Genomic DNA, 13,289 nt, shown 5'->3' with positions numbered 1-13,289 from the left:
TGACGGGGTTTCACCGTTGGTCTTGCACGTGCTCCTGTGCAGTTTCGCGGTCCGAAAGCCCTAACGTGTGTTCCCGTTCCGCACCGCATCTAGGGCAGGTGTGAGTGTACACGATGTCGGCGCCGTCGGCCTCAGCATCCCACTCGCCGCCTTCGTCTTCGAATCCACACTCTCGGCAGACTAACTCCTCGTGGTCGTAATGCTCTTTGAGCCGTTCGAACGGGGAGCGGCTACCATTCGATGTCATACCACCCAGTCTATTTTCGTAGCGCAAAAAAGTGGTGGCTTATATTATTGAATCAGTATTCTGAATATGATTAGAGAGTGTGTTCGCAATCGCTCTCGACAACCATCGGTGTCGCGTGGAGGGCACAACGTCTTTGCCCGGATAGCCAGTAGCTAGAACCATGACCTACCGCCCCGACGAGATTGATCGGCGGATCCTCTACTACCTCGGAATGAATGCGAGAGACACGTCCGCTCCGATGATCGCCGAAGAGGTGGATGTCACCCCGGCGACGGTACGCAACCGGATCAATCGGTTGGAAGAACACGGAATCATTCGGGGCTATCATGCCGACATCGATTACGAGAACTCCAACGGCAAGGTCACGACACAGTTCACCTGTACGGCTCCCGTCAGCAAGCGCTCAGCGCTCGCTAACGAGGCGCTGTCGACCCCGGGGGTGATTCACGTCCGGGAACTCCTCGCCGGACAGGAAAACCTCGTAATCACCGCCGTCGGTGAGGACACGACCGACATCAACCGCATCGCCCAGCAACTCTCGGCAGCGGGGGTGACGATCGAACGGGAGGACATCGTCCTCGATGAAACGTTCCAACCGTACCACGAGTTCGCTCCCGAAGAGGATCGGGCGCCGTCGGCAGTGACAGACTTCCAGACCGTCGTGGGTGGTGGAGAAGTCGTGGAGTTCACCGTCTCGGAGACTGCAGACATCGCCGGACTGACGCTCAAAGCTGCCAATCAGGAGGGTCTGCTACCGGATGAGATTCTTGTCGTGGGGATCGAGCGAGATGGCACCCACATAACACCGAATGGTGATACCCAGATCACGCCGGGAGATCTCGTCTCGGTGTTCTCGCCGGAAACGCTCCCGGAGCAACTCGTCAATGCCTTCGACAGCGAGCCACGACCCGCAAACGAGCAGGTGTAACTCGCTGTCAGAGGGAACGTTGGACGGGAGCAGCCTGGTGATCACGTCGGGCTGTCTACTCCGTCAGGGGGAGGACGATACCGAACACAAACGGCGAGAGAAGCGCGACGAGGACGCCGATTGCCGCCATCGTCATCAACAGACTGTGTTCCCAAGCCGGGACAGACATCCCGGCTTTTTCAATCCCGAACTCGCCGAGTTCACCTACAACGAACATCCCGACACCAAATAAGAAGCTCAGCTTCGTGAGGCGTGAGTAGTCGAGATTACCGTATCGTCCATGCATATCCGTAGGTCACTTGCTCAGCGACAAGTAGATTTCTGTTTGGAAAAAGTGAAGCCCACTGATTCCGGATTCAAAATCAATCATGAGCTCAGTGCTAGAGGTCCTCCCAGAACTACTCGAACTTATCGTGTTCGGCCTCGGCTCAGCAGGTCTGTCCGTGGCGGGACTGTACATCGAACAGTTCGCACTCACGTCAGCACAGACTGGCAGGACCGTAATCGCGGTTTGGGCCGCTGTGATTGGGTGTGTCGTTCTCGCCTTCGCATATCTTATGGCGACGGACAAAGCCGCGAACAGCTTCGCGAAGGTCAAGCGCGAATTCGCTGACTCGGCTGAGTGATTCTTTCATCGAACGGGAGTTCGGGCGAGGAAACTCGACGGCCGATTGAATCGAGGCACGTTGGTATCACGACACGGCAATAGTTCTGGGGACAATAGCTCTAGAACACAAGCGTCTCTCCCGCGAACTGGTAAATCTGAACAGATCTCTCGAATGAGTAAAGCACAGAGAGATCCAATTCGGGGCTACTCAACGCTAGACCAATCTGTTGGACGGTGTTACGAGGACGAGGTGGAAGAGGTCTGGATATTGAACGTCTTCTGAATGATCTGCCGTGACGCCATCGAACAGACGAAATACCAGACGATCCACGTCGACATCGGTCCGAGAAGTGGTTCCTGCCACGAGACGGCGCCGGCAAGGGGAACGATCAGCCCGGTCTCGCCGACACCGAGGTGGCCGCCACGAACCTTCCAGCGAAGCCAGAGGAAGACGGGGATCGTCAACAACATGATCCAGACCATCGGCCGGAACTGCAGTTTGAACATCCCAAGCTGATCGCCGGCTGCCTCCATCTGTTCCTCCTGTATCCGGTCCAGCGCTTCGTCGTCACCGCGTTCTTTGGCCGCCTCTTTTCGCTCTTTCAGTTCGGTCATCCGGTCCTGATACGCCTGCATTTTCTCGTGATCCATGAGTCGTGCCTGCAGGACGGTCGAATACAGCCCGGTGACGACTGCAAGGACGATGATGACCGCATAAAATGGAAGTGCGTCGGTGATTGGCGCAAGAAGGATATTGTCGAAAGACGCGATTACATCACGGATGCCTTGATTCCAGTACCCAGCAAACAACGCGAGGGCAGTTATTCCAGCTGCCTTGTCATACCAGGCCCAGGACTCGGACTCGATCTCATTTCCGCCCGTTGTCTCGGTAGAGACGTCTCCCTGCTCTTCCAGCGTCTGTCGGACACGCTCGGGGTTCGCAAGCGTAAATCCAGTGCCTCCACTCACAAGCACTCCGCTTTCGATCAGTCGACCCCATTGATTGGTTGACAACGCATCCCTGACGTCGTCCCACTGCAGTTCCTCACTTCCCCCATCACTCCGTTCGAATACCACCGATAAGGCCTCATGCATCGCCGGGTTATCAAGGAACAACTCTAACTGTTCGACTGGCATGCCGATACCGACTGTTTGAACTAGGTTTTTATCAACTATTTCGTTTCCCAGCAGGCCCAATACTGAACGAATAGGCCCACCGAGTCGTACGGTCATTTCCATTCATCTAAGACCGTTTGTTCAGCCCGCCACGCCATTTCCGAGAGGACTTCTTCGAACGTAGCGAAAACGTTGTAACAGATCGAAACCGTCATACCTGTCAAAAAGAGCGTCACTGCCTTGCCGAACGCAAGTGCGATGAGTCCATGTGTAACGGCGATTGGAACAAGCCCCGAGAGGTAGTGGATGCCAGCGAGAATGAAATACGATGGCGATTCATCCATATCGACAGTATCCACGGCGCCACCGAACGTGGCTACTGCGAGAACCCCGAAACCGGTGATTGCACCGCTCGCATACTCGACGATGCCGAGCGTGTGGAGCAAGCCAAACTCGTTGATGAGGAGCAGGCCCGATCCCCAGAACGCAATCGTAAACCCGTACGCGAACGACTCCTCGACAATGAGATTTCGGACGAAATCTCGATTCATAACACCGTGAGATACGCTCGGCTAAATGAAGTGACTCCCGATTGACTGAACTGATTCGAAGGGATGCAGTTCACCGAACGCAAGCGCTGAGCAGTCGACCACCCTGAAACAGTAACGTATCGTGAAATGACAGAATTGAGTGAGTTATCGAGCGTAGGTGGGAGGACGATGAGGGTCAGGTTGATTCGCCGCTGATAATCCAAGTTACAGAAACGAACGCTACCAACAGAGTGATACGCGTTTGTTCGGAAGTGAGGTATCGAAACCCTATCGCCGAGTCGCAATACCGCCTACACCCAGACATCTATGTCTTCACTTATTGGGATCGTCGCTGTCGCGCTCGTTGCATCGCTGTTCATGTCATTCACGGTCGGAGCAAACAGTAACTCCGCCCCGATCGCGCCAGCCGTCGGGGCGAACGCGCTATCCACCTTGCGCGGAGCGCTGGTGGTCGGGGTCGTTGCCGCCCTCGGAGCTGTCGCACAGGGTGGCAGCATCTCGGAGACGATCGGCCACGGGCTGGTGACCGGCGTGACGATTACCCCGCTGGCCGCCACTGCGACGCTTCTCACGGCAGCCACGCTCATCACCATCGGCAACTCCCGCGGCTACCCCATCCCCTCTGCGTTCACGGTGACTGGTGCAGCGATCGGCGCGGGTGTCGCTCTCGGTGGCGGTTTTGCGGTCGTGACGTACGCCAAGATTTTGGGGTTCTGGTTCGCGATTCCGGTCGTCGAGGGCGTCCTCGCGTACGGTCTCGCGTGGCTGTTACTGGACGATACCATCTCCGATACGCTTAGTATTCCACTCCTTGCCGGCGGCGTCGGCTACACACTCGCCAACATCCAGCTATCGTTTCTCCCGGCCCCGCAGAGCAAGCAAGGGTCGATCGCGGGCGTCCTCACCCGTCAATTCAACCTCACATCGACGGGCATCGGTGAGGCTGGAATCGTATTAGTTGGGAGTGCAATCAGTCTACTAACGCTCGCGGTCGTCTATTGGCAACTCCGGCGTGACGTCACGACCGGAATCAACCGGATGCTGGTCGCACTTGCCCTCGTCGTCGTGTTCACAAGCGGCGGGTCGCAGGTTGGCCTCGCCACCGGACCGCTGGAATCCGTGTTCGAATCGTCGCTCGGCCTGCCCTCACTGTACCTGCTCGGGCTCGGAGGACTCGGCATTCTCCTCGGTGGCTGGTTCCGGTCACCACGCCTCATTCAGGCTGTGGCTCGGGAGTACGCGTCGCTCGGGCCGAAGCGATCAATTGCTGCGTTCATTCCCGCATTTCTCGTCGCGCAAGCCGCAATCGCGCTCGGGTATCCCATCTCGTTCAACAAGGTGATGATCTCCAGTATCGTCGGGGCCGGACTGGTCGGCGGGTCGTCGAACTCGGACGGAGTCTCCGCTACGAAGACGGGGTATACGGTCGCCGCATGGATTGCCTCAATGGTCGGTGGGGGCGCGATCAGCTTTGCGCTCTACCACGTGCTCGCTGCACTCCCGGGGCTGGGGTAATTAGACGTTCTGAAGCGTGACCAAGTCTTCGAGAGCTGCACTGTCCTTCATTGCTGCCCACGTCTCGAAATCAGTTGTCCGCGCGATGAACGCGTTACGTTCGTCCGTTGAGAGTCGTTCGACGCCCCCAATAGTATCCTCGCAGGACGGACTGGCCCCGCAGAATTCATCCACCGAGTCAAACTGCGTGTGGCGACAAATGAACGACTCTGAGGCGACGTGTTCGCGGGAACTAGATACCCAAGCCTCCAATGAGAGTGCCCGTTCGATTGCGGTAGTGAGACTGGTGTGCAGCGAACCGGGGGTCTTGACTCCAGAGTCAAGAACCATACCTAGTGTCTGTGTCTCAAACGACGTAAGTCCGGTGTTGGGTGACCTCGTATCGTCTTATGCAGAATAGTAATGTCGTTAAGTCACTGACCGACAACTGGGTTTTCCGTTTCTACGAATACTGTGGAGAGATACTGGAGGTCCAAATCAGTCACCATCAGCGGCAGTTCCAACATCGAACTCGGTGATTTCCTCCTCGAGTAGGTCACGCTCGAAATAGAGGAGCTCGACTGCGAGCACGACAGCGGCGATGCCGAGCACCATATAGAACGTGTTCGGCTCGCGAGTATAGAGATTGTACAGCATCAACGGGAAGAACGCTAGCGCGCCGGCAGTGCCGACAGCGGGGATAACTGCATTCACCTCGTCATGATCGCGCTGTCGGAACGCGAGATAGCTCATCGAACCGAAGATGAGGATGAACGACAGCGAAGCAAACGACGTGATGGCCCCAAGACTCCCGTACCACGTGAACGCCGCGGTGATAGCCCCAAGGACAAGCACCGTCCGTTCCGGGATGCCGTCAGCGCTTGAGTTCCCGATCTGATCCGGCAGCAGATCGTCGCTGAGCATCCCCTTTGCGAAGTGTGCCGACGAGAAGAGAGTGGCGTTGATCGCACTCCCCGTCGAGAACAGCGCCGACAGCGCGAGGAGGACCGCCCCGACGCGCGCCAGTCCGTACGGTTCCATCATCATCGACGCGGCGTCCTTCAGCGCGACGTGTGGATGGGACTCTAACGCCTGCGGAACGAGGTTCACCGTCACCATTCCCACGAGGATGTAGATCGCAACGGCGACTGGGATCGAGATGTAGACCGCTTTTCGGATGGTCTCGACGGGATTCTCGACGCTTTCCTGATCGTAGTACAGGAGTTGCCACCCCTGGAAGGCGACGAACGAGATGGCAGCCGCCATTATGGGTCCGAAGCCGCCGATCTGGCTGACACCGTACGCGAACGGCGCTCCGCTGAAGCCGAATGCATACACCAATCCGAGGAGACCGAACACGACGAGGATGCCGACCTTCAGCGCGACGAGGATGTTCTCCGCGGCGCCAGTAGTCTGTGCCCCGAGCAGGTTCAAACCGACGAAGCCGGTAACTGCCACGACAGAGACGAGCGGTCGGATCGGGACGCCGGCTACGCTCGTCGGGACGATGTCGAACGCGGCCGTGAACTCGCCGAAGGCGAACGCGTACATCGCCATGGAGCCGATGTAGCCGAACAGAAGCGTCCAGCCGACGATCCCGGCCACGGTGGAGTTACCGAGATAACACTGGACGAACGTCACAGAGCCGCCCTGGTTGTCTGTGAGGCTGTTGAGTTTATTGTACGAGTAGCCCGCACACATGGCGACGACACCGGCGACCAGAAATGCAACCCAGATGGCAGACATCGTTATCCCCGCCACCACACCGAGGACGGCGTAGATGCCGCCCCCGATCATACCGCCGAGTGCCATCGAGACGCCCTCCTTTAGTCCGAGGGTATCACTCATAGTGATTCATCTCCGTCTAATTGATTCCTCGAAAATATAGTTGCTTCCGACGGGTCAATCCTTCGCTGGCACGCTAGTCCACAACGAAAGGTATCGCCTTTCAGCATAAACATACCATCTATCAATTTGATGTATGAGTCCAATTAGCACGCCGAAAATCGATGATTTTCCGCTACTAGTCAGTACACGTCGCGTTCTGAGGACATCACAAGATGGCTACGCTGCTCCACCACCGAGTAACGACAGTGCGGCAGTTTCCCGCCGGTGGTTCGATTAACCAACAACCAGTCGTTTCCTGGGTCAGTGTTGGTTAACGTGGTGTTGTTGCGCCCGGCAGAGGGGCGCAGGGCGCGAGACGATGCAGGCGGCCGTCGATGAGCGTTCCTGTGTTGAGGTGACCGAAATGAAAGACCCAGAGTCGAGAACCATCTTCGCTGGCGTCGATGGACGTACCGACACCGAACTGCCCGAGTGGTACCGACAGGGGCACGGGGGCGAAAACTCCGTGACCTTCGCCGAGGCGATTCGCGATCTTCCGAAGGCCGTCGAGACGACCGTGGCGTACCAGAATCCCTACACCGACGAGTGGGTCGAGACAGAGCGGTTCAACGCGCTCGTCGAGCCGAGTCGCGCTCGGGAGCAGACCCGAGATGGCGACGCCGAGACGGATCCGCTGTTCCACGTTCCCACTGACAGCTACGCGATCATCAACCCGGTCGATGTCTACGGGCCGCTGGAGGAGGTCCTCCGCGAGGAGACCATCGACGGGACGCCGTTGGGCGAGGTGATGTTCGGCGAGATTCGGCGCTACCGGGGCGGCGGCGAAGTCCATATGGACATCATGTTCGACGGCCTCGAGGTTCGCCTTCCCGGTCGGTCGGACCCGATTTCGATGGGCGTCACGTCGGGCTACGACTTCTTCGGCGAGCACGCCGTCTACGTGGAAGGGTTTGCCCAAGACGGCTACTGCTCGAACACGATGCGCTCGCTCACCGACAAGGAGGTTATCAAGCACGTTGGCGACGTCCGGAACTTCCGCACCTGGTGGGAGGAACTCCTCGCACAGGTCGAACTCGTCGCCGATGACCTCTTCGAGTTCATCCGGGACGCCCAGGACATCGAACTCGACTTCTCCGAACTTCCGTTCACCGTCACGGAGTTCTACACCCTGCTGGGGTTCCCGGACTACCTGGCCGAGCGTGCCGCCGGCGATGCAGAAGCCAATGCGGCGTCCCCCTTCGAGATCGACATGTGGACGCTGCATTCCGGTGCGACGTACGCCCTCACTCACTTCTTCCAGGGGAAAGAGGGGGCATCCCTAGATCAGTACGTCCGCATCGCCAACGACATCCTGTTCAACCCGGAAGGCACCATCGAGCGCGTCGAGCAGGCGTACGAGCAGCAGTTAGAGGCGGACGGCGACGACGGGTCACAGGCCTCACTGGCCGGCGAACGAGCGCTGGCGAGCATCGAACGCGTCAGCGACGACCTGCAGGAGAAAGTCGAGCAGTTCGAAGAACGCGAGGACGCGTTGCGTGAGCGATTCCAAGAGGCAATGGGCTGAACCTCGAACTGCCGTATCTCAGCTGTTTTCCGTGGCCCACTCGAGTAGCGGTTCCAGGCGTGTTCGAACCTCGTCGCCGTCGTCCGTCAGCGCATACTCGACACGTGGCGGGATTTCGTTGTACTGCGTCCGTGAGACGAGCCCTGCCTCCTCGAACTCGTCGAGGCGTTTCGAGATTGTCGACGTGCTCGCTGTCGGGAGGTGGTCTTCGATCTCCGCGAACCGCAGTGAATCGTGTGCGCCGATGATGCTAACGAGTTGCATCGCGTATTTCCGGCTCAACGTGTCGATAACTCCTGTGAGCGGGCAGTAGCACGTCCCCCCAACATCACACGTGGGCGCCGATGAAGTAGTATCTGCCATAGCTTCGTGGCCTCCAACCTACTCCATAGCTTCGGACTCTGGAGTATAAGAACTTCCCGTCGTAAAGTATCAGTATAGATGACTCACACCTCCGACTATGATCTCGTGATTCTCGGCGGTGGCGCCGCAGCGTTCGCCGCGATCACTGAAGCAAGCCGGCGGGACCTCTCGACAGCGATGGTGAACACCGGCCTGCCAATCGGCGGGACATGCGTGAACGTCGGCTGTGTCCCGAGTAAGCATCTGCTCGCCGTCGCCGAGAGCGGCGCTGCAGCGTCGGAGAATCCCTTCGATGCCGTTCGATACCCTGAGGAACCGACTGTCGACTGGGCCGACGCACTCGACGGCACCGACGAACTCGTCGAACGGTTCCGGCAGGAGAACTACGTCGACGTCGCAGAACACTTCGAGACCGACATCTACGAGGGCTACGGCCAGCTGGTCGACGACACGACTATTGAGGTCGTCGACGGCGACGACGAGGGCGCACGCATCACTGGGAAGAAGGCGCTCGTCGCGACTGGAAGTTCACCGTGGGCGCCACCCATCGACGGCCTCGACGACATTGACTACTACACGAGCGAAACAATCCTCGAGGAGCGCGACCTCCCCGAGAGCATCGTGATGCTTGGTGGCGGATACATCGCGCTGGAGTGGGGACAGATCCTCCACCGCGTCGGCGTCGACGTGACGGTTCTCCAGCGCTCCGGTCACGTGCTCTCAGATATGGAAGGTCAGCTCGGCCGGGAGATGCAACGAGCCTTCAACGAGGAGGGAATCGACGTCGTGACCAGTAACGACTTCCAGCAGGTTCAGGATGTGGCTATCGACAGTGGTGCTGACCCTGGTCAGAAGGGCGTCGCTGTGGAGACTGTCATCGAGGGCGAGGAGCGAGCATTCACCGCAGAGGCGTTATTCGTCGCGACCGGCGTCCAGCCCAACAGCGAGAACATCGGCTTGGAAGCAGTCGGCGTCGAGACCGAATCCGATGGCGCGATTCGCGTCGACGAGCATCTCCAGACGACCAATCCCGACATCTACGCGGCGGGGGACGTGATCGGCGAACCCGAACTGGAGACGGTCGCCGCCAAGGAGGGCAATCACGCCGTCAAGAACGCCTTCGGCAACGAGGGCGTCAGCATCGACTACGATGCAGTCCCCGCAGTCGTGTTCACCAGTCCCGAGGTAGCAGTCGTTGGGACGACCGAACTCGAGTATATGGACGAGCACGGCACCTGTTCGTGCCGGACTGTCCAGATGGCGGACGTCCCGAGGGCGAAGGCAGTCAGGAACAACGATGGCCTCGTCCAGGTCGTCAAACACCACGAGACCGACGAGATCGTCGGTGTCCACATGGTCGGGCCGCGTGCCGCCGACATGATCATGGAAGCCACGCTGGCTGTGAGGTTCGGACTGACTGTTGACGATATCATCGATACTGTCCACCCATTCCCGACGTTCTCCGAGGGGTTCAAACAGGCCTGTCAGGCGTTCCGTCGGGATACGTCCAAAATGAGCTGCTGTATCGAGTGAGTGTCAGTTCTCAGTCGAGAACACATCGTCAAGTGTGCCGCTCTCGCCTAAATCGATGAGGGCACGGTTCAGGAGTTCGCGAACTATGAACTCCTCGTAGTGCTGGGTGTCGCAGTACTCGCAGGGCTTCATCTCGCGGGCAACCGCCTCAATCTCGGTACCGTGGTCCGCATACAACGTCTCGATGAGGCCGGTCAATTCTTCGGACGCGGTAGACTGCGCCTCTGCGAGGGTTTCGTCGGCTTTCTCTGGAAGATCGTAGGAGAAGACTCGCGTGTTCGACTTGTAGTACTTCCGCGTCCCCCCACCAGCTTCCTCGAGACGGGCGATTTCAACCATCCCCGCGTCCTTCAGGACGTTCACGTGGTGGCGGACCGTTGTTTCCGCCTTCTGCTCGCCGCGACGATGCAGTTCGTCGTGAATCTCCTCGATCGTCATTTCATCGGTCGCGAGCATATCGAGGATCTTCGCCCGGACGTCGTTCTCCAGCGCTTTCGCTTTTTCCGGGTCTGTCGTCACGACTTCGCGGATCGGCACATCAGATTCGAGGAGCGCCATTCTTGTTACGACATAAGCGGACGACAACAGTAAGAGTAACGCCATGCACCCGACAGCAGTATTAGCATCTCGAAACCGCTATAACGTTTGTCGTAATGGTTATCCGCGTCCCACGATAACCAACAGGTACGATGGGAACGACACACGGCCAATTCAACGTCGGGGGGATGTCCTGCTCGTTCTGCGCCGAGAGCATCAAGAAGGCCTACAGCCGGACAGACGGCGTCGAGGACGTCGACGTGAGTCTCGCCCACGAGGAAGTTCTCGTCGAATACGACGACGACCTGCTGAGTGAGGTCGAGGTGAAGGACACGCTCCGGGACCTCGGCTACACCATCCGAGATCCGGACAAGGCAAAACGATACGAGCAGCAGCAGGCCGAACTCGCCGACGGGAAGCGCCGTCTCCTCATCGCCGGCGGCGCATCTATCGTTGTCGCTGCTCTGATGGGGTGGATGATTCTCGTAATGGGACGCTTCGAGTCGGCATCGCTCGCGATGGACCTAGTGACGCTGGGGCTAGCGCTCGGGACGATGTTCGGTCCCGGGCGCTACATCAAACAGAAGGCGTTCCAGAGCCTTCGCCGGAGAATCTTCAACCAGCACGTCCTTCTGGAGGCGGGCGCCTTCGCCGGGCTCCTCGGTGGGTTACTCGGCCTGTTTGTCTTCCCGAGCTTCCCGACCGTCCACTTTTTCGCCGTCTCCGTGTTCATCACTACGTACCACATCCTCTCGGAATACACCAGCCTCATCGTTCGCACGCGGGCCTCACAGGCCGTCCAGAGCCTTCTCGATCTCCAACCCGATACGGCCCGTCGCGTCGGTGAGGATGGTAGCGTCGAGGAGGTGCCCCTCGACGACCTCGACGTCGGCGATCGCGTCCGCGTCAAGCCCGGCGAGAGTATACCCGTCGATGGGACAGTCGTCGAGGGTGAATCAACGGTCGACGAGTCGGTCGCCACCGGCGAGTCTATCCCTGAAGAGAAGGCCGCCGGTGACGAGGTTATTGGCGGCAGCGTCAACGAGACCGGCACGCTGCTCATCGAGGTGACTGCAACCGGAGAGGACGCGTTCCTCAATCAGGTGGCCCGCGAGATCGAGGAAGCGCGGGCGATGAAGCCCGGCATCATCCAGCTTGCCGACCGCGTCCTCAAGTACTTCGTTCCGGGCGTCCTGACGATTGCCGCGCTCTCGTTCCTCTTCTGGGTGGTCGCACCGCTCGCGTGGGGCGGTGGTCCGAACGTCCAGCGCGGAGCGTTCGCAGCGCTGGCCATTCTCGTCCTCGGCTATCCGTGTGCGCTCGGGATGGCGACACCACTGGCCCTAATCCGGGGCGGCGGGAAGGCCGCGAACCGCGGCATCCTGATGCGCTCCGGTGACGCCTTCCAGATCTTCCCCGACGTCGACCACATCGTGCTGGACAAGACCGGCACCATCACCGTCGGCGAACCCGCCATCAGTGAGGTCGTCGCGTTCGACACCGACGAGGTGGACGTACTCACGACTGGGGCCAGTGCAGAGGCGTTCTCCGAGCATCCTCTCGCTGATGCGATCCTCGAGTTCGCCGACGAGCAAGATGTCGAGTACGCTGACCCCGATGATTTCGACTCCGTGACCGGCAAGGGCGTCCGGGCAACCGTTGCCAGCGACGACGTGCTGGTCGGGAAACCGGGATGGCTTAGCGACGAGGGGATCGACCTGTCGAAGGCGGGCGACGACATCGAGCGACTCCAGGGCCGCGGGCTCACCGTCTCCGGGGTCGTCCGTGATGGTGACCTGATCGGCCTGATCGGCATCGGCGACGAAATCAAAGCCGACGCCGCCGAGACCATCCGGCGGATGCGAGACGCCGGCATCACGCCCGTGATAATCACTGGCGACAACGAGCGCACCGCGAACGCGGTCGCCGAGGAGGTCGGCATCGACCGCGTCATGGCCGACGTGCTGCCCGACGAGAAACGCGAGGAGATCGGTCGCCTGCAGGAAGCCGGCCACCGCGTGGCGATGGTCGGCGACGGCATCAACGACGCCCCTGCACTCACTCAGGCGGACATCGGCATCGCCATCGGCGCAGGGACCGACATCGCCATCGAGTCAGCGGATATCGTTCTGATGGGCAACCGGCTCGGCGGCGTGATGGACGCGTACGAGATTGGCACGGAGAGCTACCGGAAGACTCGCCAGAATCTCGTGACAGCCTTCGCGTTCAACGGCGTCGGCGTCGCCGCGGCGACCACGGGGCTCGTTCACCCGGTGTTCGCGATGCTTGCGATGGTGTTGTCCGTCTCGGCCGTCCTCGCCAACAGCTTCGCTGGTCAACTCCTCTCCGGTGAGGGTGTCAACACCGAGTTCGCCCTATAGTAGACACTAGAAGTAATTGCTCACTTTAGGGACGGAGAGTTTGTCGAGAGCGGTGTCGATCGCTGTTGTTAGCTCGTCGAGTGAGTCAAAGAATCGGTTGCTCAGTGCCTTTTGCAGCTG

At 59.4% G+C, this 13,289-nt stretch carries 13 protein-coding genes and 1 pseudogene; 6 read left to right on the top strand and 8 right to left on the bottom strand.

Annotated features, from left to right (window positions below):
• Positions 1–10: 10 nt before the first annotated feature.
• Positions 11–247, bottom strand: a complete 237-nt coding sequence (locus NDI79_RS21400) for an HVO_0649 family zinc finger protein (protein ID WP_310930718.1) — start codon at positions 245–247, stop codon at positions 11–13.
• Positions 248–407: 160 nt separating this feature from the next.
• Between NDI79_RS21400 and NDI79_RS21395 the strand changes: the two genes are divergently transcribed.
• The gene (locus NDI79_RS21395; protein WP_310930717.1) at positions 408–1,175 is read left to right on the top strand and encodes an Lrp/AsnC family transcriptional regulator; all 768 of its coding nucleotides are present in this window, start codon (positions 408–410) and stop codon (positions 1,173–1,175) included.
• 55 nt (positions 1,176–1,230) lie between these two features.
• On the opposite strand, the gene NDI79_RS21390 is transcribed toward NDI79_RS21395, so the two are convergent.
• A complete protein-coding gene (locus NDI79_RS21390) occupies positions 1,231–1,461 on the bottom strand; it encodes a DUF7860 family protein (RefSeq protein ID WP_310930716.1) in 231 nt (76 codons plus the stop codon).
• An 82-nt stretch (positions 1,462–1,543) separates the two neighbouring features.
• On the opposite strand from NDI79_RS21390, the gene NDI79_RS21385 reads away from it, so the two are divergent.
• On the top strand, positions 1,544–1,801 hold the full coding sequence (locus NDI79_RS21385; protein WP_425499649.1) for a DUF8151 family protein: 258 nt from the start codon (positions 1,544–1,546) through the stop codon (positions 1,799–1,801).
• A gap of 218 nt (positions 1,802–2,019) precedes the next feature.
• Here the strand turns inward: NDI79_RS21385 and NDI79_RS21380 are convergent, their stop codons facing one another.
• On the bottom strand, positions 2,020–2,919 hold the full coding sequence (locus tag NDI79_RS21380) for a DUF106 domain-containing protein (protein ID WP_425499652.1): 900 nt from the start codon (positions 2,917–2,919) through the stop codon (positions 2,020–2,022).
• Positions 2,920–3,011: 92 nt separating this feature from the next.
• Positions 3,012–3,449 (bottom strand): hypothetical protein, encoded by a 438-nt coding sequence (locus NDI79_RS21375; RefSeq protein ID WP_310930714.1) that lies wholly within the window; start codon positions 3,447–3,449, stop codon positions 3,012–3,014.
• A gap of 306 nt (positions 3,450–3,755) precedes the next feature.
• On the opposite strand from NDI79_RS21375, the gene NDI79_RS21370 reads away from it, so the two are divergent.
• On the top strand, positions 3,756–4,964 hold the full coding sequence (locus NDI79_RS21370) for an inorganic phosphate transporter (RefSeq protein WP_310930713.1): 1,209 nt from the start codon (positions 3,756–3,758) through the stop codon (positions 4,962–4,964).
• 477 nt (positions 4,965–5,441) lie between these two features.
• Here NDI79_RS21370 and NDI79_RS21365 read toward each other — a convergent pair whose 3' ends face one another.
• The gene (locus tag NDI79_RS21365; protein WP_310930712.1) at positions 5,442–6,791 is read right to left on the bottom strand and encodes an APC family permease; all 1,350 of its coding nucleotides are present in this window, start codon (positions 6,789–6,791) and stop codon (positions 5,442–5,444) included.
• A 403-nt stretch (positions 6,792–7,194) separates the two neighbouring features.
• On the opposite strand from NDI79_RS21365, the gene NDI79_RS21360 reads away from it, so the two are divergent.
• Entirely contained in the window at positions 7,195–8,355 is a 1,161-nt protein-coding gene (locus tag NDI79_RS21360) for a hypothetical protein (protein ID WP_425499648.1), read from the top strand.
• Positions 8,356–8,373: 18 nt separating this feature from the next.
• Here the strand turns inward: NDI79_RS21360 and NDI79_RS21355 are convergent, their stop codons facing one another.
• Positions 8,374–8,718 carry a winged helix-turn-helix transcriptional regulator gene (locus tag NDI79_RS21355; protein ID WP_425499647.1) on the bottom strand — a complete coding sequence of 115 codons (345 nt, stop codon included), beginning with the start codon at positions 8,716–8,718 and terminating at the stop codon, positions 8,374–8,376.
• A 78-nt stretch (positions 8,719–8,796) separates the two neighbouring features.
• On the opposite strand from NDI79_RS21355, the gene merA reads away from it, so the two are divergent.
• On the top strand, positions 8,797–10,251 hold the full coding sequence (gene merA / locus NDI79_RS21350; protein ID WP_310930711.1) for a mercury(II) reductase: 1,455 nt from the start codon (positions 8,797–8,799) through the stop codon (positions 10,249–10,251).
• Positions 10,252–10,254: 3 nt separating this feature from the next.
• On the opposite strand, the gene NDI79_RS21345 is transcribed toward merA, so the two are convergent.
• Positions 10,255–10,809 (bottom strand): ArsR/SmtB family transcription factor, encoded by a 555-nt coding sequence (locus NDI79_RS21345; protein ID WP_310930710.1) that lies wholly within the window; start codon positions 10,807–10,809, stop codon positions 10,255–10,257.
• 131 nt (positions 10,810–10,940) lie between these two features.
• Here NDI79_RS21345 and NDI79_RS21340 point away from each other — a divergent pair, with 131 nt between their 5' ends.
• Positions 10,941–13,169, top strand: a complete 2,229-nt coding sequence (locus tag NDI79_RS21340; RefSeq protein ID WP_310930709.1) for a heavy metal translocating P-type ATPase — start codon at positions 10,941–10,943, stop codon at positions 13,167–13,169.
• A gap of 6 nt (positions 13,170–13,175) precedes the next feature.
• Here NDI79_RS21340 and NDI79_RS21335 read toward each other — a convergent pair.
• Positions 13,176–13,289: pseudogene (locus tag NDI79_RS21335) on the bottom strand (IS630 family transposase); the annotation flags it as partial.

The sequence above is a fragment of the Halogeometricum sp. S3BR5-2 genome, from assembly GCF_031624635.1.
Classification (GTDB): domain Archaea; phylum Halobacteriota; class Halobacteria; order Halobacteriales; family Haloferacaceae; genus Halogeometricum; species Halogeometricum luteum.
Note: the sequence above shows the minus strand (reverse complement) of the source record. Positions and strands in the feature narration are given on the sequence as shown.